The 25,930-nt window shown below is 60.0% G+C and carries 24 protein-coding genes; 11 read left to right on the top strand and 13 right to left on the bottom strand.

The features are described 5' to 3' along the window. The first annotated feature begins 97 nt into the window (after positions 1 to 97). Positions 98 to 988 (top strand): ABC transporter ATP-binding protein, encoded by an 891-nt coding sequence (locus BLLJ_RS03205; RefSeq protein ID WP_007053564.1) that lies wholly within the window; start codon positions 98 to 100, stop codon positions 986 to 988. A 66-nt stretch (positions 989 to 1,054) separates the two neighbouring features. Beyond that, on the top strand, positions 1,055 to 1,888 hold the full coding sequence (locus BLLJ_RS03200) for a metal ABC transporter permease (protein ID WP_007051913.1): 834 nt from the start codon (positions 1,055 to 1,057) through the stop codon (positions 1,886 to 1,888). Between the two features lie 51 nt (positions 1,889 to 1,939). Here the strand turns inward: BLLJ_RS03200 and ispF are convergent, their stop codons facing one another. After that, positions 1,940 to 2,464 carry a 2-C-methyl-D-erythritol 2,4-cyclodiphosphate synthase gene (gene ispF, locus BLLJ_RS03195; RefSeq protein ID WP_032740688.1) on the bottom strand — a complete coding sequence of 175 codons (525 nt, stop codon included), beginning with the start codon at positions 2,462 to 2,464 and terminating at the stop codon, positions 1,940 to 1,942. Between the two features lie 108 nt (positions 2,465 to 2,572). Next, the gene (locus tag BLLJ_RS03190) at positions 2,573 to 3,166 is read right to left on the bottom strand and encodes a CarD family transcriptional regulator (protein WP_007053566.1); all 594 of its coding nucleotides are present in this window, start codon (positions 3,164 to 3,166) and stop codon (positions 2,573 to 2,575) included. A gap of 177 nt (positions 3,167 to 3,343) precedes the next feature. Here BLLJ_RS03190 and glgB point away from each other — a divergent pair, with 177 nt between their 5' ends. The 4 genes from glgB to BLLJ_RS03170 all read left to right on the top strand — a co-directional run bounded on the left by glgB (position 3,344) and on the right by BLLJ_RS03170 (position 7,881). Continuing rightward, the gene (gene glgB, locus BLLJ_RS03185) at positions 3,344 to 5,596 is read left to right on the top strand and encodes a 1,4-alpha-glucan branching protein GlgB (RefSeq protein ID WP_008782797.1); all 2,253 of its coding nucleotides are present in this window, start codon (positions 3,344 to 3,346) and stop codon (positions 5,594 to 5,596) included. A 35-nt stretch (positions 5,597 to 5,631) separates the two neighbouring features. Next, the gene (locus BLLJ_RS03180) at positions 5,632 to 6,354 is read left to right on the top strand and encodes a response regulator transcription factor (RefSeq protein WP_007051909.1); all 723 of its coding nucleotides are present in this window, start codon (positions 5,632 to 5,634) and stop codon (positions 6,352 to 6,354) included. Beyond that, complete coding sequence (locus tag BLLJ_RS03175; protein ID WP_007053568.1) at positions 6,354 to 7,427, top strand: sensor histidine kinase; 1,074 nt, start codon at positions 6,354 to 6,356, stop codon at positions 7,425 to 7,427. The genes BLLJ_RS03180 and BLLJ_RS03175 overlap by 1 nt, the downstream gene beginning before the upstream one ends. Positions 7,428 to 7,494: 67 nt before the next feature. Next, a complete protein-coding gene (locus tag BLLJ_RS03170; protein WP_007058417.1) occupies positions 7,495 to 7,881 on the top strand; it encodes a LexA family protein in 387 nt (128 codons plus the stop codon). Here the strand turns inward: BLLJ_RS03170 and BLLJ_RS03165 are convergent. Together BLLJ_RS03165 and BLLJ_RS03160 are read right to left on the bottom strand one after the other, a co-directional pair. Next, entirely contained in the window at positions 7,797 to 8,519 is a 723-nt protein-coding gene (locus BLLJ_RS03165; protein WP_013582487.1) for a ComF family protein, read from the bottom strand. The two genes, BLLJ_RS03170 and BLLJ_RS03165, sit on opposite strands and share 85 nt — an antisense overlap. A gap of 9 nt (positions 8,520 to 8,528) precedes the next feature. Next, complete coding sequence (locus tag BLLJ_RS03160; RefSeq protein ID WP_013582486.1) at positions 8,529 to 9,335, bottom strand: HAD-IIB family hydrolase; 807 nt, start codon at positions 9,333 to 9,335, stop codon at positions 8,529 to 8,531. Positions 9,336 to 9,489: 154 nt separating this feature from the next. Between BLLJ_RS03160 and BLLJ_RS03155 the strand changes: the two genes are divergently transcribed. Further along, positions 9,490 to 9,852: a metallopeptidase family protein gene (locus BLLJ_RS03155; RefSeq protein ID WP_007053570.1), complete on the top strand. Its 363-nt coding sequence runs from the start codon at positions 9,490 to 9,492 to the stop codon at positions 9,850 to 9,852. 102 nt (positions 9,853 to 9,954) lie between these two features. Here BLLJ_RS03155 and BLLJ_RS03150 read toward each other — a convergent pair whose 3' ends face one another. The 3 genes from BLLJ_RS03150 to BLLJ_RS03140 are packed head-to-tail and all read right to left on the bottom strand — an operon-like array spanning position 9,955 to position 14,931. Then, on the bottom strand, positions 9,955 to 11,496 hold the full coding sequence (locus tag BLLJ_RS03150; RefSeq protein ID WP_007057368.1) for a DUF5719 family protein: 1,542 nt from the start codon (positions 11,494 to 11,496) through the stop codon (positions 9,955 to 9,957). Continuing rightward, positions 11,493 to 14,588: a glycosyltransferase family 2 protein gene (locus BLLJ_RS03145; protein ID WP_007053572.1), complete on the bottom strand. Its 3,096-nt coding sequence runs from the start codon at positions 14,586 to 14,588 to the stop codon at positions 11,493 to 11,495. Before BLLJ_RS03145 ends, BLLJ_RS03150 begins: the two co-directional genes overlap by 4 nt. A gap of 43 nt (positions 14,589 to 14,631) precedes the next feature. Then, positions 14,632 to 14,931: a WhiB family transcriptional regulator gene (locus tag BLLJ_RS03140; RefSeq protein ID WP_007051901.1), complete on the bottom strand. Its 300-nt coding sequence runs from the start codon at positions 14,929 to 14,931 to the stop codon at positions 14,632 to 14,634. A 250-nt stretch (positions 14,932 to 15,181) separates the two neighbouring features. On the opposite strand from BLLJ_RS03140, the gene BLLJ_RS11640 reads away from it, so the two are divergent. From BLLJ_RS11640 to BLLJ_RS03120, 3 genes are all read left to right on the top strand, one after another. Beyond that, positions 15,182 to 16,615, top strand: coding sequence for an LCP family protein (locus tag BLLJ_RS11640; RefSeq protein WP_021975633.1), 1,434 nt, complete (start codon positions 15,182 to 15,184; stop codon positions 16,613 to 16,615). Between the two features lie 169 nt (positions 16,616 to 16,784). Further along, complete coding sequence (locus tag BLLJ_RS03125; protein ID WP_007051899.1) at positions 16,785 to 18,611, top strand: FtsK/SpoIIIE domain-containing protein; 1,827 nt, start codon at positions 16,785 to 16,787, stop codon at positions 18,609 to 18,611. Between the two features lie 113 nt (positions 18,612 to 18,724). Continuing rightward, positions 18,725 to 19,003 (top strand): WhiB family transcriptional regulator, encoded by a 279-nt coding sequence (locus tag BLLJ_RS03120; protein WP_003835265.1) that lies wholly within the window; start codon positions 18,725 to 18,727, stop codon positions 19,001 to 19,003. A 72-nt stretch (positions 19,004 to 19,075) separates the two neighbouring features. Here BLLJ_RS03120 and BLLJ_RS03115 read toward each other — a convergent pair whose 3' ends face one another. Both BLLJ_RS03115 and BLLJ_RS03110 read right to left on the bottom strand, forming a co-directional pair. Next, on the bottom strand, positions 19,076 to 20,563 hold the full coding sequence (locus tag BLLJ_RS03115; protein WP_007051898.1) for a sensor histidine kinase: 1,488 nt from the start codon (positions 20,561 to 20,563) through the stop codon (positions 19,076 to 19,078). A gap of 162 nt (positions 20,564 to 20,725) precedes the next feature. Then, positions 20,726 to 21,499 (bottom strand): zinc-ribbon domain-containing protein, encoded by a 774-nt coding sequence (locus BLLJ_RS03110; protein WP_013582484.1) that lies wholly within the window; start codon positions 21,497 to 21,499, stop codon positions 20,726 to 20,728. A 158-nt stretch (positions 21,500 to 21,657) separates the two neighbouring features. Here BLLJ_RS03110 and trhA point away from each other — a divergent pair, with 158 nt between their 5' ends. Next, positions 21,658 to 22,569, top strand: coding sequence for a PAQR family membrane homeostasis protein TrhA (gene trhA, locus BLLJ_RS03105; protein ID WP_007051896.1), 912 nt, complete (start codon positions 21,658 to 21,660; stop codon positions 22,567 to 22,569). 54 nt (positions 22,570 to 22,623) lie between these two features. On the opposite strand, the gene BLLJ_RS03100 is transcribed toward trhA, so the two are convergent. The 4 genes from BLLJ_RS03100 to BLLJ_RS11105 all read right to left on the bottom strand — a co-directional run bounded on the left by BLLJ_RS03100 (position 22,624) and on the right by BLLJ_RS11105 (position 25,927). Beyond that, positions 22,624 to 23,103: a GreA/GreB family elongation factor gene (locus tag BLLJ_RS03100; protein WP_007055115.1), complete on the bottom strand. Its 480-nt coding sequence runs from the start codon at positions 23,101 to 23,103 to the stop codon at positions 22,624 to 22,626. Between the two features lie 98 nt (positions 23,104 to 23,201). Beyond that, the gene (locus BLLJ_RS03095; protein ID WP_007051894.1) at positions 23,202 to 23,609 is read right to left on the bottom strand and encodes an FKBP-type peptidyl-prolyl cis-trans isomerase; all 408 of its coding nucleotides are present in this window, start codon (positions 23,607 to 23,609) and stop codon (positions 23,202 to 23,204) included. A gap of 141 nt (positions 23,610 to 23,750) precedes the next feature. Beyond that, on the bottom strand, positions 23,751 to 25,211 hold the full coding sequence (locus BLLJ_RS03090) for an L-serine ammonia-lyase (RefSeq protein ID WP_007055100.1): 1,461 nt from the start codon (positions 25,209 to 25,211) through the stop codon (positions 23,751 to 23,753). Between the two features lie 146 nt (positions 25,212 to 25,357). After that, on the bottom strand, positions 25,358 to 25,927 hold the full coding sequence (locus BLLJ_RS11105) for a hypothetical protein (RefSeq protein WP_007055112.1): 570 nt from the start codon (positions 25,925 to 25,927) through the stop codon (positions 25,358 to 25,360). Positions 25,928 to 25,930 lie beyond the last annotated feature (3 nt).

Genomic DNA, 25,930 nt, shown 5'->3' with positions numbered 1-25,930 from the left:
ATTGTCGAGATGGCCGCACAACCCTTCTCTTTGGTTATCACCATCCGTACACGATATTGAGAACGATTGTCAGCATCGTTTGCCACAATCGGGCGTTATGAGTGAAACTTCCGATTGCATCGTGTTCAGCGATGCCGCCATCAAGCGTGGCGACCATATCATCTGGCAGCATGGCACCTTCGCCATTCCCACCGGTTCGGTCACGGCCATCGTCGGCACCAACGGCACCGGCAAAACCACGATGATGAGGGCCGAGCTGGGCCTTTTGCCGCTCTGTCATGGCAGCCTGACCGTGCTGGGCAAGCCCGCAGGCGAGATGAACAAACGCATCGGATATGTGCCGCAGAGCTATGTGGCGAATGTCGATTCCAATCTCACCGCCGAACAATCCGTGTTGCTGGGCCTGACCGGCACCCGATTCGGCATCCACCCCATCACCAAGGCCCAGAAAGCCAAAGCGCTCGAGGCGATGGAGTTCACCGGCATCGCCGACAAGGCGCGGTACCGTCTGTCCGAACTGTCCGGCGGTTTGCGCCAGCGTGTGGCCATCGCCCAGGCGTTGGTGTGCGACCCACAACTGCTGATGCTTGACGAGCCGTTGGCCAACCTCGATCTGGCCAGTCAGCGCGCCACCGTACACGTGCTGGCCAAGCTGAACCGCGAACTGAACATGACCATCCAGGTGGTTGCGCACGATCTCAATATGCTCTTGCCGATTCTGACCGGTGCCGTCTACTTGCTCGACGGTCACCCGCACTACGCCGATATGCACAAAGTGCTCGACTCCGACCTACTCACCCACCTCTACGGCACACAGGTGCAGGTGGTCACCACTCCGCAGGGAGACATGTTCGTGACCCCGACGCCGGATGAGCTCCAGGACCAGCCGCAGGATATGCACACGGCAGCCGAAGTGGCGCAATTGCACCATCACGAGCACGGCAATGCCACCAATGGCAGTGCCGCCATCAGCGCCGAGAATCGATAACATCAAGCGAGCCGACCCACAGCCCATCAACGGACTGCAGCTCAGGCATGGAGAAAATACAGAGACATGAGCACCATCAACTTTTCGTATGATCCCGAATGGCTGGATACACTGTCCGCTCCATTCATGACCAACGCCTTCATCGCCGGCCTGTGCATTGCCCTAGCCGCCGGTGTCATGGGATACTTCACCATCGCCCGTCGTTCCACCTTCGCGGCCCATGCGCTGGCCCATATCGGTCTGCCGGGCGCGACCGGCGCGGTGTTGCTCGGCCTGCCCGTGTCACTGGGCATGGGCGTGTTCGCACTGGGCGGCGCACTGGTGATCGGTGCTTTGGGCAAGCGCGTTTCCGAGCGTGAAATCGCCACCGGCACCGTGCTGGCCTTCGCCACCGGCTTGGGTCTGTTCTTCGCGCGATTGTCGAGTTCCGCCTCCCAGCAGATGCAGTCGATCCTCTTCGGCTCGATCCTGACCATCACCACCGGCCAGATCATCGGCTTCGCCGTGTTCGACGTACTGCTGCTGGCATTGTTGGCCATCATCTACCGCCCGCTGCTGTTCAGCTCGCTGGATGAGCAGGTGGCACAGGCCAAGGGTGTGCCGATCGGGCTGATGAACGTGGCGTTTATGGCGATTATGGCCGGTGTGATCACCATCGCCGTGCCGGCAGTGGGCACCTTGCTGATTTTCGCACTGGTGATTACGCCCGCGGCCACCGCCAATATTCTGGCCGGCTCCCCATTCAAGGCAATGGTGATCGCCAGCGTGCTGTGCTTGGTGTCGATTTGGGCCGGACTCGTGCTGTCGGCGATGTTCCCCGCTCCCCCGAGCTTCATCATCGTGACGCTTTCCACCCTGTTCTGGGCTATCGCCAAAGCCGTGGAGACGATGCGGAAGTAATCTCATCCATTTTTTCTTGCCCCCGCTGGCGAATTCATAGCGGGGGCTTTGTTATATCTTCTCCACCAAGGCATTGGCGATGGCGGCGATGCCTTCGCCGCGGCCAGTGAATCCCATATGGTCGGTGGTGGTGGCAGTAACCGATACCGGGCAACCAACCGCCGCAGACAGGGCGGCTTCGGCTTCAGCACGGCGTGTGCCGATTTTCGGGCGGTTACCGATGATCGCCACCGAGGCCGATTCCGGCGTATACCCGTTGGATGCCAGATGCGCCACAACTTCTTGCAACATATCGATGCCATGCATTCCGGCACCATGCGCGTCCGCACCGACACCGAACAGTGAACCAATGTCTCCCAATCGGGCGGCGGCAAGCAACGCGTCAATCAGAGCGTGCGCGGCCACATCGCCATCGGAATCGCCTTCGATCCCCTCGTATTTGGCGGCATCGGCCTCGCTGCATGAATCAGGCACCGGCCAGTAGAGCCCGGCAATCCACAGTTCACGGCCTGAGCCAGCAGGCGCAAAACGGTGAGCGTCAAAACCTTGCCCTATCAGCACTCCTACAGACCCCATGCAGTCCCCTTCGATGGCGTTGCCCAGACGAACGGCAGCAAACGATTATGAATCACGAAGCCCCGGCGCATCGCATAAGGACACGACCGGGGCCTCAAAACAATCAAATCACTTCTTCTTGGACTTCTTCTCGGCTTCAACACGAGCCAAAGTATCGGCCGCGGCCTCTTCGGGCTCGGCGGTGTGATGCTTGTCGTCACCGGGCTGAGCGGGCTCGTAGCCCAGATTCACGTCGAGCAGACGCTGGGCTTCCGCCTCGTCGATCTTCTCGGACAAGGCGATCTCAGAAGTCAGAATGGCACGGGCCTTGGTGAGCATGCGCTTCTCGCCCGCGGACAGGCCGTGCTCGTCGACATCGCGCTGGGCGAGATCGCGAACCACTTCGGCGATCTTGTTGACATCGCCGGTGGCGATCTTTTCGACGTTCAGCTTGTAACGGCGAGACCAGTTCATCTCTTTCTCGATGATCGGGGTCCGCAGGATGCCGAACACCTTGGCCACTTCGGATGCGGAGACGATGTCACGCACACCGACCTTCTTGGCATTGTCCACGGGAACGTTGATGACCAAACCATCGGAAGAGAGTACGGACAACTGCAGATATTCGCGCGTCACTCCCTTGACCGTCCGCTCGGTAATGGCCTCCACCTTCGCTGCACCATGACGCGGATAGACGACCATATCGCCGACTTTGTAAGACATGTACCCTCCGAGAACTGACGGCTTACACACGAAAACTCGAATAATTATGCCATGCGGTCTGGACCACCCCTATGAGAGCGCTCACAACCACGGAAACACAACGAAAAGGGCAAGAATTCGCCATTTTCGACGCGCCAATGTAGCGTTTTCGACTTCAACGCACGTAGACTTTGGGACATGGCCAAAGAAACGAAAATCAAGGAAGATACCGTCACCGTGCCTGTCGCCCAAGGCGACCTCGATGCGACGAGCAATGCTGAATTCTACAACCCCCACGGAGTTCTCGGCGGGCATCTCGGCATCGGCAAGCATGCCGACACCGCCACAATCCGCGTGCTGCGTCCGCTTGCCAAGTCCGTGACCATCCTCACCCAGGATGGCGAATACCCGATGACCCACGAATACAACGGCGTGTTCGTGGTTACCGTGCCGGCTTCCGGCACTAAGAAGCAGCCCACGATTCCCGACTACCGTGTCAGGACCGAGTGGGAAAGCGGCGCAGTGCTCATTGAGGACGACCCATATCGCTATATGCCCACAGTCGGTGACATGGACACCTATCTGTTCGGCGAGGGCCGTCACGAGAAGCTCTGGGAGACGCTTGGCGCGCATGTGCTGCGCTATGACGATCCGATGGGCGGCGCAGACGGCACGCCCGGCGAACAGGTGGTAGGCACCGCATTCTCCGTGTGGGCCCCGAACGCCCATGCCGTGCGCGTAGTCGGTAACTTCAACGCTTGGGATGGCCGCCGTCATGCCATGCGCGAGCTCGGCTCCTCCGGCGTGTGGGAGATCTTCATCCCCGGAATCGGCGCGGGCGAGACCTACAAGTTCCAGATCCTGAACGCCAATTACACGTGGGAGATGAAGGCTGACCCGATGGAGCGTCAGCACGAAGTTCCGCCGAACACCGCCTCCATCGTCACCGAATCCACCTACAAGTGGAACGATGACGCCTGGATGCAGCACCGCCGCACCACCAACCCGCATGATGGCCCGGTCTCCATCTATGAGGTGCACGCCGGCAGCTGGAGGCAGGGACTGACCTACCGCGACCTGGCCAAGCAGCTCGTGGACTACGTCAAGCAGGAAGGCTTCACCCACGTGGAGTTCATGCCACTGGCCCAGCACCCGTTCTCCGGCTCCTGGGGCTATCAGGTCACCGGCTACTATGCGGTCGACTCCCGTCTCGGTTCCCCCGACGACTTCCGTTACCTGGTCGACCAGTTCCATCAGGCCGGCATCGGCGTGATCATGGACTGGGTGCCCGCCCACTTCCCGAAGGATGCCTTCGCGCTCGGCCGCTTCGACGGCACCCCGCTGTACGAGGACCCGGACCCGCTGCGCGGCGAACACCCTGAATGGGGCACCTATGTGTTCAACTTCGGACGCCGCGAAGTACGCAACTTCCTGGTGGCCAACGCCCTGTTCTGGCTTGAGGACCTGCACGTCGATGCACTGCGCGTGGATGCCGTCAGCTCCATGCTCTACCTCGACTACAGCCGCGAACCCGGCCATTGGCGCCCGAACATCTACGGCGGACGCGAGAACCTGGAGGCCATCGACTTCCTCAAGGAGGCCACCGCCACCGCGTACAAGAACAACCCCGGCGTCATGGTGATCGCCGAGGAGTCCACCGCATGGCCGGGCATCACCGCCCCCACTTCCGCCGGCGGCATCGGCTTCGGCATGAAGTGGAACATGGGCTGGATGCACGACACCCTCGAGTATCTGCACGAGGAGCCCATCAACCGCAAGTGGCACCACAACGAGATCACCTTCTCCATGGTGTACGCCTACTCCGAACACTACGTATTGCCCATCAGCCACGACGAAGTCGTGTACGGCAAGGGTTCCCTGTACGGCAAGATGCCGGGCGATGACTGGCAGAAGCTGGCCGGCGTGCGTTCGATGTTCGCCTATCAGTGGGCTCACCCAGGCAAGAAGCTCTCCTTCATGGGCAACGAGCTGGCCCAGTGGGGCGAGTGGGATCACGACGCCTCCATCGATTGGGATTGCCTGAACTGGCAGGAGCACCGTCAGGTCCAGACCATGGTCGCCGACCTTAACGCCTTCTACAAGGCGCATCCGGCACTATGGAGCCAGGACTTCGACCCGGCCGGCTTCCAGTGGCTGACCAGCGACGATGCCGACCACAACACGCTGAGCTTCCTGCGCATCGGTACCAAGGGCGAGACCTTGGCCGTGGTGGTCAACTTCTCCGGTGAGGCCTGGTCCGATTACCAGGTGGCGCTGCCCACCGGCGGCAAGTGGACCGAAGTGTTCACCACCGATGACGCCAAGTACGGCGGCTCCGACATCCACAACGGCACCTTCGAAGCGGTCGAGGGCGAATATCATTCACGTCCGTTCTCGGCGAAGATCACCGTTCCGGCTCTGGGAGTTGTATTCTTGAAGCCGGAAGACTGAACTGGTCAACAGGCTGAAAGGTAACCGGTTTATTTATGCTCAATACCACAGCGCGTCAGAATACGACACCGCGCACGGTGCTGGTGGTCGAGGACGAGCCCACGCTCGCCACGGCCATCGCCCAGCGCATCACCGCTGAAGGATGGACCGCTCGCGTGGCCGGGGACGGCGCTTCCGCCGTCCAGGCCGCGTCCCAGCTACGCCCCGATCTGGTGATCATGGACATCATGCTGCCGGTTATGGATGGTCTAGAGGCCACCAAACGCATCGTCGCCGAACGTCCGGTGCCGGTGCTGATCCTCACCGCACGTGATGACGAGGCCGACAAGGTCATCGGTCTGGGAGCGGGTGCCGATGATTACATGACCAAGCCGTTCTCCATGCGCGAGCTTATCGCCCGCTGCAAGGCGCTGCTGCGCCGCGTGGAGCGTGCGAAGGTCATCGCCAAGAACTCGGAGAACGAGAAGCTGCTCGACTTCGGTTCGATGGTCATCGACCCGGCCCAGCGCATCGTCACCGTGAACGGCGAACAGGTGCATCTGACCCCCACCGAGTTCGATCTGCTGGCCACGCTGGCCCGCCGCCCGAAGTCGGTGCTCACCCGCGAAAAGCTGCTCGAAGAGGTCTGGGACTGGGTCGACGCATCCGGCACCCGCACCGTCGACAGCCACGTCAAGGCGCTGCGCCATAAGCTCGGTGCCGATACCATCCGCACCGTGCATGGCGTGGGCTACGCTTTCGAGCCGCCGACCGCGTGATGGCATCCAAAAAACAACAGCAATCCCGGCTTGATGCGATGAAACCTCGCGTCAAGCCGGTTGATTTGTTCTCATCTCTGAAGCTGGAACTCAGCGCACTGATCGTTATCGCCACTGCCATCGCGTTTGCCATGTGCTGGTTCCTCCTGAAATTCGGCTGGTCCGGTTGGATCGCCATGCCGCTGACTTTGGTGGTGGCCTTGGGCATCACCTATTTCTTCTCTCGCGGCATCACCGCTCCCCTACGCCAGATGCGCGATGTGGCCGAAGCCATGGCGGATGGCGATTACACGGTCCGCGTGGATATCGATCAGGATCGTCATGACGAGGTCGGCAAGCTGGCTCGCTCGTTCAACGAGATGGCCGGCGAACTCGAGCATGCCGATAAAATGCGCCGCGACATGATCGCCAATGTGAGCCATGAGCTGCGCACGCCCGTTTCCGCTTTGCAGGCGATGGTCGAGAACATGGCCGACGGCGTCACCGAGCCCACTCCCACCAATCTGGAGAGCATCCTCACCCAAACGCAGCGTCTCTCCGATCTCATCGCCTTCCTACTGGACCTGAGCCGTATGGAGGCCGGTGCGGCGAGTCTGAATATCGAAAAGTTCAACTTCGCCGACTTTCTTGACGAGACCATCGAGCCGTTGGAAATCGCCGATGGTGGCCACGCCCACGACATCCGCGTCACCGTGCCGGCCGACATCACGATGGAAGGCGATCAGGACCGCCTGCGCCAGCTATTCACCAACATCATCGCCAACGCGCTGAAACATTCGGCCGACGGCACCACCGTGCTGGTCGACGCCCACGAGGACGAAAACCAAGGCACCATCGTGACCAATGTGGTGAATTTCGGCTCCCAGATTGCGCCTTCCGACCGTTTGGACATCTTCCGGCGCTTTGTCAAAGGCAAGACGGGTCCCGGCACCGAGTCGGGCGGCACCGGTCTTGGCCTGTCCATCGCGCGCTGGGCGGCCCAATTGCACGGTGGCACCGTCAAAGTGGTCGACGACACGCGAGGTGCCGATTTCGAAATCATCCTGCCTAAATATCACATCGCCGAACGCTGATATTGTCCGACGTCCTACCGTATACTGTATTCGAACAGATGTTCGAATACAGGGTGGGAGGCGCAGCATGACACAGCAATCCGAGTCACAGGCCATGGCGCACGAGGCCACGCTGTTTGTTATGCAGATGGCCGGCGATTCCATGATCAATGCCGGTATTCACAACGGCGATCTGCTGATTGTCGATCGTTCGTTAACACCAGTCCCCGGAGATGTGGTTGCGGCTGTCATGGACGACGAAATCGCCATCAAGCGGCTGGTTTCACGGGCCGGCATCACCATATTGCACGCCGAGAATCCGCGATACCCCGATTACATGCCGAGCAACGGCGCTTCGCCTGCTATCTGGGGCATCGTAACCGATGTCATTCACCCGTTGATATCGTCATCGGACCGTCGCACCACGGCATCCGCCAATACCAGCACGCCCACCACCTTGGTGCCGGCCTGCTGAAACGCCTGAACGCATTGCCGCACGGTGGCACCTGTGGTGACGATGTCATCAACGAGAAGCACCGCGTCGCCATGGCCGATGAGATCACGCTTCACCCTGACATGACCGGTGATACGACGGGCACGCTGTGCCGAAGAGACCTGCTGCACGGAGCGTGCCTTGGTGGAGGAGCTCAGGGCATTGCATGGTCGCGCATCGACGCCGCACCCACGCAATGCCCCTGCCACCGATTTGGCCAACGGTGCCGTATGGGCACGTCCTCTTCGGCGCATTGACGCCAGCGATGATGGCACCGGAACCACCAATACGCGATGACCCAAGCATGATGATGGTATTGGCGTCTTGTTCAGCAGCGACACCATGATGCGGCCGAACGGGCCGTCAAGCTCGGTATCGTCGTGGTCCTTCCAGTCGAGAATGGCACGACGTACCGCTCCCTGATAAATCGATGCGGACCATATACGGGCTCCGCCACCACTGTCTGCATCCCGTTCCCGGCATTGCGCGAACAGGGCCCAGCATGCCGCACACAATACCTCATCCGGCGCGTCACACCCAGCGCAGCCGCGTGGAAACAGCAGATTGCAGACCTGTGCCCACATCGCATGCCACCACTTGTATACGCTCGGCCCGTCCATAACGCGTCACTATCGAGCTGGAGTATCGAATCGCGCAAGCAGTGCATCCAGCAGTTGTACCGTATCTTGCGGATTCTCAACACGAACACCGATCGCACCGGCCTCAACCGCGGGATAGTCATTACCCGTAGGCGTCATGCGATCACCCACGAACACCATTTCATCGGCCCGTATGCCAAGTGTCTGCGTCAGCTTGCGCACGGCATAGGCCTTATCGATGCCGCATTCGCTGACATCCACACTGGTGTATCCGCCGGCCCTGACCCGCATATGCGGCAGATCGGCCTTGACCGCTTCGACCAGCGCCTGTTTCTTCGTGTTATCGCGATCCCATGCCTGCTTGGCCGCTACGGGCGCGAACTGCCCAAGAGCGGAGAAGGTGATCTGGCTGCCCCTGTTCTCGATTCGAGGCCCCCATACCTGCTGTTCCCACAATCCCAGTTCCCGGGCATGTCGCTCAAGACTTTCCGAGACAGCGGCCACGGTGGCTTCGGACAGATCATGCGCATACACCAAGGCCCATTGCGTGCCATCCCACCGGTAATACCGGGAGCCGGAGGTAGGCATGACATGCAGATTGCCGCGCCTGGCATTCGGGGTGAGTACATCCAGCACCTGCGAGGTGACCACCGCCATGCCGCCCCCTGAGATCAGGGCCACCACCGTATGGTCGAGCAACGCACAGAACCGTTCGATCATCGCGGGCTTCATCAGCTGTTTTGAGCTGGCCAGTGTGTTGTCCAAATCGAAACCGAACACCTTGGCGTTGGAGCAGACATTATCGAAATCAAGTTCGGACCACGAACGTACCACCATTTGTCGTGCCTCCCTCGTTGACGAATGTTCACAGCCAATGAACCAATCCTAACGCATGTTGCCTCCGCCATGCCCTATGGTGGGAACCATGCTTCAGCCACCTTGGAACGCACGAATCTACCGCAACCGCCACGGTCGCGGCACACGAACCCCGATGTTCGGCACCCGTCTGCCCCGTTACCGCACTCGCACCGGCATGTTCGACGATATGGTGGCGGCCCAGGTTCGCAGGCTCGGCCAAGCGTGGCCGGAACTGATACGTCCGCTCCAGTTCGCGGTGGAGGATGTGCCGCCTTCGGATCCGACGCCTTGGCAGACCGAGCCGAATATGACGTCCCAGTGCTTCCCCGCCAGCCACGGCATTCCCGCACGAGTCGTGCTCTACCGCATGCCGTTGCAGACCGAGGCACCTACCAAGCTCGAACTGCAATTGGCCGTCAGGGATGAGCTGGTGGCCCGCATAGCGGAATTGTATGGGCGCAGGCCCGAGGAAATCGACCCCGACTGGGGCCTGTGACAACACTGCGGGCCGTGTCACTTGTAATAAGGTAGTGGCACGGCCCGCAGCTATATCGCCGCCGAAACATCATCAAACTGACGCTTCGGCGAGCATACCCTTCTACTTGACGATGGAGGAATCGTTCCGAGCCCAGACATGAACCGTGGCGGGCATCAGCGTTGAAGCGTCGATGACGGACAATCCGGCGATGTCCTTGTCTTGCAACGAATCGTGACTGAACCGCGCTCCCCAGCTCACTTTCTTGGATGAGTCCTCCAACATCAGCACGACCGCGGTGCCATGATCGCCGGAAAGATTGCCGGCTTCAATCGTTTGTGCTGCGTTCGCATCCAGTGTGATTTCCTTGGAGGTTACCGAAGCACCGGCATCATCGTAGGCGCGCAAGGTGACCGTCCTGCGCGCATTGGACGTATTGGCCAGCGTGATGGAGGCCTTTACTCCGTCGGGAAGGGCCAACCCCGAGAATTCGGATGGCTCGCCGGCATTGACCAATGCGAAATCGGCTTGGCCGGAGTCACCGGAGCGTGTGGCCTTGACGGAGAACGACACGGCGTCCTCTGCGGTGGACATCACGCCCAACGCCCCATCAGGAGCTTCTCCCAAGTCGATCGCCGTCACTTTATCAGCAGTGACGGTGGCATCTTTGGCGGGAACCAAGCCTTTGGCGGTAATCCATGACAGCCCGGTGCTGGTGTCTGCCTTGGCGAACAGATAAGCGGTGACCGCATCGCCGGCAGTGATGGACGGCGCCACCGATGCATTGGATGCGGTCGGCAGCGGCAGCGCGAAATCAGAACCCTTCGGTGTCAGACCATCCATGGTCACCGTGCGCACCACGGACGCGATAGGAGTCTCCTTGCTGGAAACGGTCACGAACAGACCATGCTGCCCATCGACCGCGGCGGACAGTTCCATCGAGGACTCCCCCTCGGCTGGCACAGACAGCGTGGATTGGGTGGACAATGCCATTTTCCCGGCTGTCTCGGAACCCCAGACGGCAATGTCGACGGTGGTCGGCTTGGTGGAGAGATTCGAGACGATGAGCTGCTGTGTGGTACCGGTCGTGCTGTCGGAGAGCAGGAACGACTGGCTGAGCGAGGTCGATACGCAGGATGCCGCCGATATGCCTCTCACATCGCCATCATCGGCCCATGATGCGATGGTGCCGACGGTGCCGGTGCCAGCTGCGGCCTGCAGCATACGGGTATTGATCAGACGAGCTCCCTGATTGATCTTCTGAGCACCGGTTTTCACCGAGGAATCGTCGGTCGAATCGGCGTCTTTCAAAGTTACGTCATCTGAACTGGACTTTTGTCCGATCGCCGAGACAGTGGCGCTGTAGACGGAGCCGAACGCCGCATAGCGCGCTTGTGTGCTCAGATTGCCGACAGTGGCCTGGAAGGCGCTGTCGCCGTACGTGCCGGTATCGGCCAATCCTATAGGTGCCGGGCAGTAGGTTTCGGACTGGGTCGGACTAACGGTCTGGTCGATGGCATTATCGGAAGCGGTCACCTTATCCACCCAGATATTGGGGATGGGGGCCATGACGAGAACGACGAACAGCGCAATCAACACCAGCATGGTGATCACACCGAGCACGATGCCGATCGCACGTTTGAAACCAGAAGTTTTGTTGCTCATGCCTGCTCCTCCAATCCGTAGGACGGTCGTCTGCGAGGCATGGCGACCAAGCAGTACAACGCCGTGATCACACCTAGGCATATCAGCCAGGCGTGCCTCCAGACACTATGCTGTGCACGTTGCTGCCATGAGGTATCCACCTGCTGTGAGGCGCTGCTACGCAGCGTCAGACGATAGTAGCTGCCGCTATCCGTGGAGACCAGGGACTGGGTGCCGTTCGATGCGGCGATATTCGCGCTCAACTGTTCATACGGCATGTCGTTCAAGGAATCGCCGGTCTCGGGAACCACGTAGATGCCGCCGAATCCAAGCGCGCTGATGGCCGCGATGGCCTCTTCGTCGGGATTGGACAGCAGCGAGGCACAGGCCTGGGCCAGTTGTTCGTCAACCGCATCATGCTTGCCGGACAGCAGGCGCGCCCGCTGGACCGGAGAGCTGTCGATCAAATCGCCGCGCGAGGTGCGCATCACCGCATAGTTGACGATGTTGCGGGTCTCCGCGCTCACGGCAAGCACACGATGATCGGCACCGGCCTCCAGATAATCGGTGGTGACCATGGGCAGGCCGTTTTCAGACACGCCCAGTCCCGCATCCTTATGACGTTCGATGCCATACATGCATTGGATGCCAATGCAGCACACCAGTATCAGAGCAAGCACCACACGGCCAGACACGATGAGCACATGCAGACGGTCCTTTTTCGATGCGGGATCACTGCCAGACGCATGCAACGGTTGGAATCGCTTCACCGCCCCACCAGCGACGAGACACACGCAGGCGAGGAAGCCCAATATCATCATCGCGATGCCCGGCTGCGCGGAACCGGCCACGACACCATCGGCATCCACGGTTATGGCCACACGGCTGGAGACCAGGGCGAGCGCGCCTCCGCAGACGATTACCACCCACATCAGTCGCGAGGTCCGCAACGCGAACGGCAGCACCAGCGAAGCAAGAGCAAGCAGCGTGATGACGCCAAACAGCACAGTGACCGCCAAATCGGCATAATCAGTCGACCCCATTCGCCATCCCAGCGCACGCTGTGCGGCCTCAAGCAGACTCAGCGACGCCGGCGACCCGTTGGCGGATGACGTTGGCACCGTGATGTCGCCGAACAGTTGACGCCACATGCCCAAATCGGCGTAACGCACCGCATTGACGAGCGTAGGAGCCACCGCAAAGGCGGCAGGAACCGGAATTAGCAACAGCATGGCGCGCTTGCGACGCACGAATAGCAGGAACATCAGGAACACGACGATCAGCGCGAACAGCAGCTGCGGTTCAGCGGCCACCACAGGGATGAAGCACAGTGCGGCGATGGCCGCGGCCTGAACGGATGTGCGCGGCTTGAGCGGGTCTTCGGTATGGTACATGCCCACGGCACGGAACACGAATGCGAACGCGGCCGGCAGGAACACCATTACGGTAAGCATCGGCATATTGGCCTGCGCATACCAGCCGAACATAATGCCGGTGGATGCCCACAGCAGTCCTCCCAGCACACGAACCACGTCCGAGCGGGTGAATACGCCCGCCAGCGCCCAGAACGACAATGCGCTCAGCGGCGCGGCCACAAACAGTATCATCGCCAAAGCGGCGGTCACATGGCCGAGCGTGACCAACGAGGCCAGCATCAGCACCAGCAGCCACGGCGTGGGCGGCGCAGGAATGCCGGTGCCGCTGCCAAACACCCACGGCGTGGTGGCGGACTGCACCAGTTGCGTGAAGCTGGCACCGGTGGGAAGCAACACATCGGAATACAACGATCCGCCGGAGAATATCGAACGGAACACCGGCCAATACATCACCGCGATGGCCGCAAAGCACACCAGCGCCATCACCACGGCCGCACTCCAGCGATATATGGTGCGTGTCCGCAGATGGGCACGTTCCAGCGGACTGAGCAGCACTCTGCCCTGCTGGGATTGGAATGCATCCCGACGATCATGGAACTGCTTGATCTGCTGGCTGTCTGCGAACAAGACATGCAGGGACGATGCGGCGACCTTCGATTGTCTGGCCACCAGACTGCGTGATTTCATGTTTCCCGCGATATCGGCCAAGGCCAGCCATGGCAGGCACAATTGCACCCATGCTTCATACGGCTTCTTGCCGAACATCATGGATATGGCCATGCCAAAACTGCGGAGCAGCCTCCACAGCCAGACGATAAACCAGGACGACATGGCCAGGTCCGTGTACAGATACCGCTGTTGGGAGCGATGCACCGTCATCGCATGATTGACCGTGTGATCGTCCTTAAGCGGTTCCCCGCCTCGCGTACGAATGCCCTCATACCGTGCGCGACGATGTGATATCTCCGCTTGCGGGACAACCACCACGCGTCCGCCGCTCAGGCAGACACGGCGGCAGAAATCAACCGATTCGCTGTAGGTGGTCAGCCAGGCATTGATGCCCCGCAGTCGCGTGAATTGCGACATGGACACCAGCGCGCCTGCCAGCGACACCGCAAACACATCCTGCCGCCCGTCATACTGCTCCTGATCGGGTTCTCCATCGACCACCAGGGAATGCACGGCGTGGTGACCCGCATACATACCGACATCATGCAGATGGGAGCCTTCCCAATCGCACTGTTTGCACCCGAGCACACTGGCGCCCGGCGTATTGCGCCACGCCTCAAGCAATCGTTCAAGGCATGAGTCATCCGAAGGGCGGGAATCATCATGGAGCAGCCACAATGCGCGGGGAGCGTCATCCAGATCGGCACGATCCAATGCCCGGCTGACCGCATCGCCGAAGGAGCGTGCGCCCTTGGCCGAGACGATGTGAATGGTCACATGCTTGGACTGCGGCACCTCCATCACCGGCCCCGATGGCGAGGGGATGACCTCGAACGAGGTGGTTATCCTCGAACTGGTGCGCCCGGTCGCGTCGGCGATGATGACGACCCCCGGAAGAACATTCTGCGTCAATACCGAACGCAATGTAGACCGGAGGAAACGCATATCCTCCTCAACGGTGATCACAGCCGTAATGCCGGTATCCACATCCTGCCTATGCGTATATGGTCGAGAAGACATGGCGTCGGCCAACGCCTCATGAATATCGCTATTACCTGTCGGACTCATAAACTCCCAGTGTACGCACCAGACTTGAAGGGGGTGTGTGGAGCTACGCCCGCTCCCGGTGCTCTCGCTTATATCGACGGCGTTCGCGCTCGCTCATGCCACCCCAAATACCGAATCGCTCATCATGGTCGATGGCCCATTTCAGGCATTGCTCACGCACTTCGCATTTTGCGCACACACGTTTGGCATCACGGGTCGAGCCCCCCTTTTCCGGGAAGAACGCCTCCGGATCGGTTTGCGCGCACAACGCCTTGTGCTGCCAAGATACATCGCCATCAGGTCGGAATAGTCCCCACAATTCGTGCCATGGCTCTTCGGCTGAATCGTCGACCACACCCCACATGCGATTCTCCTTGCCTATTGAGCTTTTCATACGGACTAAATTACACACATGCAATTTCGGTTTTGTCAAATTCTTTCTCGTGTCATTACATCATTTTTATGGAACTGTGTGCTATGGCGTGAACGCGATGCCCTGACGCCGTTGCACATGATATTGTGCCGTTCCTGCGCAGGAACACCATAGCGCAGGAACACCCGGCGGATGCTGTGTCAAAGTGTCATTCAGACAATCGACAGTTTCAGGAGGGGTTATGACGCAGGAATCAGGTGGGGCGGATCCGCATATCAACCCGCCAAGCTTCATTCCTGCGGGAAATCGACGCACCCGGCCTTCCGGGCAGGTGCCACGCTCCTTCGCCCCCGCCCGAACCTCGCGCCAGTCAGGTCAAGCTCCATCGGCCCGTCCGTCCGTCACGGGAAATGACATCGAAGAGCCTCAACTGAACGCCAACGCCACGGCAAGCGCCAACGTCGCGGACAACGGCAGGCGGACTCCGCCCAGTTTTTCTCCGAAAACCGGACGCGCCACTCGCAGCACGGCTCCGGATGCCGCCGCACCGCGCAGCATTCCGCCGTCGCGAGCGCGGATGTCTTCCGGCTCATCCCGCAACGCCGTGCGCAATCCGTCGGATATGCCGGTTTCCCGGCCCTCATCGCCAGCAGCAAACGTGTCCACGAAGTTCAGCCATCTTGGCCGGCCGGCGGCGGCAACGGCGAAAACGGTAACGGCACGCCGTCCGCGAGCCTTACGCATCACCCTATGCGCAATCGCGGTACTGGTGGCGGCGTTGATTCTTTCCGTTTTCGGTGCCTGGCAATGGGTGGACAGCAAACTGAATCGGAGCGACTGGCTGACCGACACCCCCAACACGCCGGCCTCGACTTGGCTGATTCTTGGCTCCGATGAGCGTGACGGTTCCACCGATTACGGCGGCGTAGACAATATCTCTGGCTTCAGGACCGATACGATTCTGGTGCTGATCAAGCCCAAAAGCGGGCCGAGTTCGTTGGTTTCCATTCCCCGCGATTCGCTCATGAACGTCGATAACCAGTACATGAAAATCAATGCGGTGGCGCTGATTGCGGGCAAGAAGGCTTTGGTAAGCAACGTCGAGCAGATCACCGGCCAGAAAATCGATCATGTGGCACAGATCAAGTTCGGCGGTCTGCAGAACGTGGTGAACGCCTTGGGCGGTATCGAACTGTGCTATGACGAGGATGTTCAGGATTCCTATTCCGGACTGAACTGGAAGGCGGGATGCCATACGGCGGATGGTTCCACCGCATTGTCCTTCTCTCGTATGCGATATGCCGACGCGCGAGGAGACTTCGGACGCAACGAACGCCAGCGACAGGTCATCTCGGCCATCGTCAAGAAGGCTTCCAGCAGTGAGACCCTGACCAATCCGTCCAAAATCGTGGCAGTGTCCAATGCCGCGATGAGCGCACTCACCGTGGACGAGAAGACCAACCCTTACACGTTGCTCACCATGGCGTTGGCGTTCAAAAGCGCCACCGGCTCGAATGGCATCTCCGGCAGCGTGTACTGGTCCGACCCCGATTATTACGTTGATGGCGTTGGTTCCTCGGTGCTGCTTGACGACGCCAAGAACACCGAACTGTTCAATCAACTTGCCGACGGCACGTATAAGGCCGGCACCGTGGGCAATCTGGCGGAAGGCTGACCGACGCTTTCCCGGAGCCCATCGGCTTCATCATCGGCGCATGATCGTCACCGTTGCCTACACCGCCAATCATGCACGGGCAAAATGTCATGTGGATAACTCGGCAAGCTAGAACCACATACCTTGATTCGGCTTGCGCTTTCGGCATGCGTTCCCCCACGCTGGAAGCATGACATCACAGCAGAACGATTCGAAGCGACATTCCGTCCATACGGCATCCGCCGTATCCCGGGCGAAGCACCGTTTGGGCGCGCCGCCATTGCGCGCCCGCCTGACCATGTTTGCCGCGGCATGCCCGATGATCGCGCAGGCATTGATGATGGTCATACTGCTGTTGCACGGGCAATGGCTGTTCGCCGCCATGATCGCACCGGGCATATTCGCCTGTCTCGTGTCCCTGCTGCTGACGCTCCCCTCGCCTCCAGGCCCGGAGAAGGCTCCCGATCCGCAACAGGCAACGATCGATGTCGGTATCACGGGCGACGCCGATGACCGCGCCGCAGACCTCCGTCATGCGCCGTCGCAGCCGATAGAATCGCTGCTGCACTTCGCACGCCTGCCATGGCGCGCCATTGTGGGCCGCTGGCTTGAACCCCTTGACCTTGCGGTGCCGATCGGCATGACCGGAAGCGAGCCGCTGATGCTCGATCTGAACCGTCAGGGGCCGCATGCTCTGGTGGCCGGCACCACTGGTTCCGGAAAATCCGTGTTGCTGCAAAGCTGGTGTCTGGCGCTCGCCTCGATGAACGGGCCTGAGCATCTGAATTTCGTGTTCTTGGATTTCAAAGGCGGTTCCGCGTTCCGCAAACTCGAACGGTTGCCGCATACCGTGGGCAGCGTATGCGATCTGGATCTGGCGCATGCCGTACGCGCGTTGCGTGCGCTGGAAGCCGAACTGACACGCCGTGAACAGCTGTCCGCCGCTGTCCATGCTTCCGATATCCGCGATATGGTCAATCCACCACCGCGCCTGATCGTGGTCATTGACGAATTCCATGCCCTGAAGGACCAGCTCCCGGATTATGTGAATCGTCTGGTGCGTATTGCCTCGCTCGGCAGGTCACTGGGCATGTATCTGATCGCCTGTACGCAGAATCCCATGGGTCAGGTCAGTGCCGATATGAAGGCGAATATGTCCGTCAGCATTTGTTTACGGGTTCGGGACCGTCTGCAATCATGCGAGCTGCTTGGCGATGGTCGTGCCGCCGACCTCAGTCCGGCAATGCCCGGTGCGGCGTTCTGCAACGATTCCGAACAGGTGACGGCATTCCGCTGTGCAACGGCACGCGATATCGATGCGGTGTGCCGCCAGATCGCGTTCGCATCGCGGTTCGTCGGAAGCCCGCCGCAACCGTCCCTGTTTACCGCGCCACTCCCCCGGCACGTAAAAGACCGGACTGTGGCCGACCACGCACCGCAACGCATTCGATTTGGACTTGCCGACGATGGCATCAACCTGCGAGAGGCGACGGTATCCCTCACCGGTGGCAATATCGGTGTCATCGGCCCGCAGGGGCGCGGCAAAACCACGTTGCTGAAAACATTGGCTCGACACGCCAGCATGGCTGATGGCTTGGCGGTACGTGTCAGTTCCCCGCATCGTCGGGTATGGAGCTCGCAATGGCTTCATGGCGGCCGCTGCACGCCGTATGCCAGCTCGGATGCACCACCGCCTCCGCATATCGTGTGGTTCGTCGACGACGCCGATGAGTTGTTCGACCCATTCCGCACCGACGAGCAGGCGCTGTCTTTCACACATGCGTTGGCCGATGAGTCCGTCAGCGTGGTATTCGCCGTCAGCACGATTCGCCCGATACGTATACCGGAGCATTGCAATACCAGAATCGTGTTCCCGTGCGGGGAGAGAACGTCCGATCTTATGGCCGGAGTCCCCGCTCGCCTATTGGATATGATGAGTCATATCGATGCCGACAACGCGGGCCGGGCCGTGCTCATCGAGGGCACATCGGCATGTCTGGTGCAGTGCGCTTCGTGAAAACTTCGGTTTTTTCTCGGCAAAACCTCTTGAAAATCACCACGGTTCGTGGTTACCTTGGTACTGGACTTAAGGAACAACACCAGCCACGGGGCTTTTAAGGGAGGCAAGCAATGAGCAGCGCTTTTGATTGGCGAGCCAAGGCCGCATGTCGTGACAAGGATCCGGAACTCTTCTTCCCGGTGGGCAACACCGGTGCAGCCTATCAGCAGATTGAGGAGGCCAAGGCCGTGTGCCGCACCTGCAAAGTGATTGACGCATGCCTGAAGTGCGCACTGGACACCAATCAGGATTACGGCGTGTGGGGCGGCTTGAGCGAAGATGAGCGTCGTGCGCTGAAGCGCCGCGCCATGCGCGCCCGCCGTTCTCAGGCCATGCAGATGCAAATCTGATGTTTTGATTATCGCTTCGTCATACTAGGAAACCCTCCCGCTTGGGAGGGTTTCCTCATTTCGGGCTTCGCATCACTCGTCCTGAGCAGCCCTGAGCTTCATATCAAGCACCACGCGGGTGCCGCCTTCGCGGCGCGGCTCCCAATGCACGGAACCACCGAAATCATTGGTCACAAAGGTGTTGATGATCTGCGTGCCCAAACCGGAACCGGAAGAACGAGCCAATCCACCCTGTTCTTCGGAGCCGAGACCGGAACCGTCATCCTCGACCACCACATTGAGGTTCGGGCCGGAGCGGCCCACGGAAATCGTGATATGGCCATCCTTGCGGCCTTCGAACCCATGCTCCACCGAATTGGTGATGAGCTCGGTCAGCACGAGGGACAGCGGCGTGGCATCCTGAGCGGGCATCATGCCGAACTTGCCCATGTAGTTGATATCGATGTGCTGGTCTTTCATCGTGGCTAGGTCCACGGCCATGCGCAGCAGGTTGGCGATCACCTTGTCGAAGTCGACGACCTCGTCGGCGGTCTGGCTCAATCCCTCATGCACCATGGCAATGGTCTGCACGCGGCGTTGCGCCTCCTGCAATTCCTTCTTGACCTCATCCGACTTGGTCTTACGAGCCTGAAGCCTCAGCAATGCGGAGACGGCCTGCAGGTTGTTCTTGACACGATGGTGAATCTCGGAAATCGTAGCGTCCTTGGTCTGCAGCTCCTGCTCACGACGGCGCAGCTCGGTGACGTCACGGCATAGCAGAATCGCTCCGATACGGCCGTTGTTGTCATACAAGGGCAACGAGCGCATCGAGACGGCGGAACGGTTGGCGTTGAGTTCGGAGTCGACCGCGGCTTTGCCTGTCAACACCAACGGCAGGGTTTCCGGAACAGGGTCGTTCTCCTTCAATAGCTGTGTGCCGAGTTCGCTGAGGTAATGGCCAGGCATGGTGGTCAGCAGACCGAGACGCCTAAAGCAGCTGATGGCGTTCGGGGCTGCGTATCGAACCACGCCGTCCATGGTCAGGATGATGAAGCCGTCCGCCACGCGAGCGATATGGCGTTGGCTCATCACCGAATCCTTGTAGGGGAATTGGCCTCGCGGAATCATCTCGTACAGATGCTTGCCGGCGTTGATGCTTTCCGACTCATATCGGCCGTTGGATTCTCGTGTGGCCATATTGGTCTCACGCACGACCAAGCCCAAGGTCTTGCCATTGTGCCGAACCGGCGCGTACACGTTGCAGACGGTCGCCTTGCCCACGGTTCTCAATACCGTGGAGCGGAACACCACGCTGGAGAGCATGGCGGCGTCCAATTCGCCGACCATGTCGTCCGGCATGACGTTTCCCACCACGTCTTCCGCCCGCAGCGTCATAACGGTGGATGGACGGCATTGCTCGGCCACCACGTATTTGCCATCGCCATCCTGTACCAGCAGCAGCAGATCGGCAAAGCTCAAATCGGCGATCACCTGCCAATCGGCGACAAGATGATGCAGCCACTCGCGGTCCTCGTCGTCGAAGTCGGGGCGCGTTGCAAGGATATGTGAAAAATCAGCCATATCCCTATCATACGCAGACGCACCGCCGCCGTCGCGGCAAGCCACACGGGCAAGTACGACGACTATGACGACATCGCATCTTCAATACCGCGCCAATCGCGTTGCACGGCTTCCCGCCCGTGGCCAAGGTGCCGGCATGTTGCTTATCGTACACGGCAAGCATCACGTACAGTTTGATATCCGAAGCCGCCACCATATTGCCGGCATTGCTGTGTCCATGGAACCCATCATCGCGTTTGCCTGCGCTTTGGCGTTGTCATCGCCATTGTCCTGGGCCGCAAGATAGACCGGCAGATAGAAATCGGCAGCCACGAATTGCTTGCCGGACTGCGACGTGGTCGCGATGGTGGCGTCCTCTGAGGAGTCGGCGGATGTTCCATCGATGACCATGGCGGAGACGGCCACATCGGAGGACGAGTATGAATCCGCGATGTCAGACAACTGGCTGGATGTGATCACCGGAGTGGAAGGCTTCGACTTCTCCGTCGAGCTTTTCTTGGACGAATCGTCGCTGTTCTTGTCTTTGGCGCTATCAGACGTGTTCTTCTTGGCCTTGGACTTGGCGTCAGAAGAATCCGTCGTGCCATCATCGGCGGAATCCGACGCATCGGCCCCGGTCGACTGTGCCGATGTTTGCGCCTGCGGCTGAGCTCCCCACAATCCCATGCTATGGGTGATGAACAAGCCGATGACTAACGCCACGACACAAATCAGCGCGATGAGCACAATCACCACCGCTTTGGTGTGATCGACGCCAGGACGCCCGGCGGGAGGTTCAGGAGAAGCAGGGGCCGCCGGATTGGCCTCGGGCTGCTCCAATGGGCTTCCGCACTGCGAACAGAAGGCATTTCCTTGCTCGTTGGCAAACCCACACTCCGTGCAATACACCATCGCCGAGCCCTTTATTGCTGCGACGTTCTCATCTTCGGATTCCATAGTATCGCCGCCATTGGGTGATAGTGTTCGTGCGAGTCGGTATTGACAAGCATAAAAGTTACGCTAACGTAGCGTTACGGCAGCGTAAGAAGCGTATCGTCAGCTCGTGAAACGGGGGCATCACCATGGCATCAACAACCGGCGACTCGGAAAAGACGATGCATCACGACGCTCATAACAGCGCGACGATTGCAGAGGATGCCACCATCGCATCCAAGCGTCAGGCGGCTATCGAGGCGCGCGAACAGGCGTTGCAGGCCAAGGCTGATGCCGTACGGGCCAAGGCCCAGTTCAAGGCCGAGGCCATTCGAGCCAAAGCCGAGGAGAAGGCCCGGCACAAGCTCGCCAAAGCGGAGAACCGTGCACTGAAAATCGAGGGCATTGCCCCTGCGGAAGTGGAACGCAAGATTCGTCTCGACGTGCACGGACGGCCAAAGCCGTTGATGCGCGGCTGGATTCACGCGATTGCCGCTCCCCTGTCATTGGCGGCAGGCATCGTGCTTATATGCTTGGCACATGGCGCGAGTCTGAAGTGGGCGTGTGCCGTGTTCATGACAGCGTCGCTGATTCTGTTCACCAATTCGGCCTGCTACCATCTGGGCGATTGGAGCCCGCGCGTCACCGATGTGCTGCGGCGTATCGATCATGTCAACATCTTCCTGCTCATTGCTGGCACGTATACCCCGGTTTCGTTTGCGCTGGAACCATTCTGGCGCAATGTGATCATCATATCGATGTGGGCGTGCACGGCCATCGCCATCGTGATTCATGTGATCTGGATCAATGCACCACGCTGGCTGTATACGGTGGTGTACATCATCTTCGGCATCTACGGCCTGGCTTATATGGTGATGTTCTGGAATTCGCCGTATGCGGGGCCAGCCGTGGTGGTGCTGCTGTGCGCCGGCGGTGCCTGCTACATCCTCGGCGCCATCGTCTACGCCTTGCGCAAGCCCGACCCTTGGCCTCGCGTCTTCGGATTCCATGAGATTTTCCACTGCGGAACGGTGGCCGGATATGCCTGCCATATGGTGGCCATCTACATGGTGATCGTCTCGCTGTGGCAATAAGCGCTACGACATATAAGTATGCCCCCGCCTACGGGGGCATACCAGTCACTTAACTCAGGCCAGCGGCTTGGCGGCCTTGACCGTCACGGACAGCTCGCGGCCGTTCGGTGCGGTGTAGGAAACGACGTCGCCCACCTTGGCGCCCTCGATGGCCTTGCCAATCGGGGAATCCGGGGTCATGATGTCGTAGTCGGTGCCGGCCACGATGTCACGGCTGCCGAGCACGTAGGTCATCTCGTTGCCGTTGAGCTCGATGGTCACCACAGAGCCCTCGCCCACGGTGCCTTCCGGAGCATTCTCGATGATCTTGGAATCGCGCAGCTTGACGGTGAGCTCGGTGATGCGGCCCTCGTTCTTGCTCTGCGCCTCACGGGCGGCCTGGTAGCCGCCGTTCTCGGACAAGTCGCCCTCGGCACGCGCCACGGCGATCTTGTGCGCGATTTCCTCACGCAGCTCACCTTCACGATGGGCGAGCTCTTCCTTCATCTTGTTGTATGCTTCCTGCGTCAGCAGGTAGACCTTGTCCTCAGCCATATCGTCCTCCTGAACCGTTGTCGATGCTGAAACAATCTTCGTTATTTATGACAAAACGCCGGCTATGACCCCGGCGTTCGTCATGTGCTGACCTATGGTCAGCGGGTGGAAATGATGTCGATGACGAACACCAGCGTGTCCTCGCCGCCGATGCCGGCCTGCGGGATGCCGCGGGAACCGTAGCCGTATTCCGGCGGAATGGAAACCACCAGACGCGAACCCACGTTATGGCCCGGCACAGTCTGGTCCCAGCCCTTGATGACCTGTCCCACGCCGATGCCGAAGCTGGCGGGCTGATGACGGTCGAAGCTGGAGTCGAATGGGGTGTCCTTACCCCACACCACGCCGTGGTAGTTCACGGTGACGGTGTCGCCGCGACGCACGATCGGGCCGTCTCCCTCGGTCAGCTCCACAACCTTGAGGCCCTTCGGGGCTTCGGGCGTCGGGAACTCGATAACGGGCGTGGTGCCGAATTCGGCGTTCACCTGAGGCATCTGATCTGTCATTAGTCCTCCTTCAAAGACACAATGCGCCCTACCTTAGCACCATCGGCGAATCGGCGGTAGTCCTTCATCCCTGTGCGATACGACACGCTGGCCGTATACGTCAATTCCGGTCATCATGCTGGTGAATACCGGACATGTCAATCAGCATTCGACGACATTGACGGCAAGCCCGCCCTTGGAGGTCTCCTTGTATTTGGCCATCATGTCTTCACCGGTCTGCTTCATGGTTTCGATGGCCTGATCAAGGGTCACGATGTGTGAGCCGTCGCCGAGCATGGCCATACGCACGGCGTTGATGGCGGTGTTGGCGGCCATGGCATTGCGCTCGATGCATGGAATCTGCACCAATCCGCCCACCGGATCGCAAGTCAGACCCAAGTTGTGTTCGATGCCGATCTCAGCAGCATTCTCCACCTGTTCCGGCGTGCCGCCCACGACTGCGGCAAGTCCGGCCGCCGCCATCGAACAGGCCGAGCCGACTTCGCCCTGGCAACCGACTTCCGCACCGGAAATTGAGGCGTTGCGTTTGAACAGGTATCCGATGGCACCGGCAGTCAGCAGAAACGTGACCACGCCCTGTTCATTGGCGTTGTCCACGAAATGCCAGTAATAGTGAAGCACGGCGGGAATGATGCCGGCGGAACCGTTGGTCGGAGCGGTTACGATGCGCCCGCCTCCGGCATTCTCCTCAGAGACGGCCAAGGCGAAGAGATCCACCCATGCGGCGTCGGAAGACTCGAGCACGGCGTCTTTGCGCCGGCTGTCGCGGCGCAGCACATCGGAATTCGAGGCGAGACGCCGATACATTTTCGGCGCGCGGCGGGGTACGTCAAGGCCACCGGGCAATGTGGGTTCCGCCGAGGTGCATCCGTGGTCCACACAGGCGCGCATAACACGCCAGATGGCATCAATATCGGATCGGACCTGGATGCCCGAGCGTGAAGCGGTTTCGTTGGCCCATACAAGTTCGGCGATGCTGAGATGATGTTCCCGGCATAACGACACCAGTTCAGTGCATGATGAGAACGGGTAGGGTGCCTCGACGCCGAAATCAGTGGATGATGACTCGTCCGCATCGGCAAAGGAGGCGCCTTCCGGAGGGCGTTCATGAATGCCGATCATCGGGTCTTCGGGAGCGCCTTTGCGCACGAATCCGCCGCCGATGGAATACCAGACCTGTTCGTCGACCAAGCTTGCGGCGGCGTCGAACGCCTGGAATCGCATGCCATTGGGGTGCGCGGCCATGCGCTTCCATTGTTCGAACACCACGTCACGGTCGTAGTCGAAATGGATGCGTTTGAGGCCGGCGAGGTTCAGAGTATCGTCCAACGCGCAGATCTCGCGGATGTGCATCATGTGGTCGGTATCCACGGTGGCCGGCAGATTGCCTTCGAGCCCGGCCATCGTAGCACGATCGGTGCCGTGGCCGAGACCGGTCAGCGCCAGAGAACCATAAAGCGTGATTTTGACACGTGCGGTGCGATCGACCAAATGGTCGGCCTGCAACGAGGAGGCGAAAGCATGTGCCGCGACCATCGGGCCTACGGTGTGCGAGGATGAAGGTCCGACGCCGATGGTGAACATGTCAAGCACACTGAACATTTGGCTCCTTCTCCCCTGCTGGTTCGGCATGCCGGTGTTACCAGGCGTCATGCCATCACGATATCGTATCCCAGCCCAGCGCCCGGAATCGCTTTCGCCTTGTGCGATGATGGCCGCGCGCGTCGTGCCGGCGAGCGATAAGTCAGTCAGTGAGACAGTGCGGAGAACATCATGACCAGTACGATGATACCGATGATGGCCAATACGATCTGCACCACCATCAGCCCGATGGTCAGTCCCTTCTTGGTGGCGATTTTGGGCGCGTACGCCTGTGCCAACAGGAAGGCGATGAAGCCGAACACCGCGTAGTTGACGGTCAGGGCCATCACATCGCCGTTCGACAACACCACGCCGTTCAGCGGCTGGTTCAGCGTGTTCATCATCGCGCTCATCACGAACATGCCCCACACGCCGTAGCCGATTAATCCGACGACGCCGTACAGCCATGGCTTGAGTTTGTCGTTGGCACGCAGGGTCAGGGCTTCGGCACACCACAACAGGGCGAAGCCGACGATGTAGGTGAACGCCACGGCGATCAGTATCACGATAGTCGCCCATGGCAGGAGTGCGGCCACATTGCCGATCATGGACAGATAGAATCCCGAGCAGGCGATGGCACCAACGGTGAGTGCAGTGCCCGCAATGACGGCTTGGGCAAGCATGGTGGGCAGGGCGCCTTGTTCGACTCGTTCGACATCGGTCCAGCGTGAAGCCATGTG

Origin of the sequence: Bifidobacterium longum subsp. longum JCM 1217, assembly GCF_000196555.1 — a bacterium.
In the GTDB taxonomy this organism is placed as follows: Bacteria; Actinomycetota; Actinomycetes; order Actinomycetales; family Bifidobacteriaceae; genus Bifidobacterium; species Bifidobacterium longum.
Note: the sequence above shows the minus strand (reverse complement) of the source record. Positions and strands in the feature narration are given on the sequence as shown.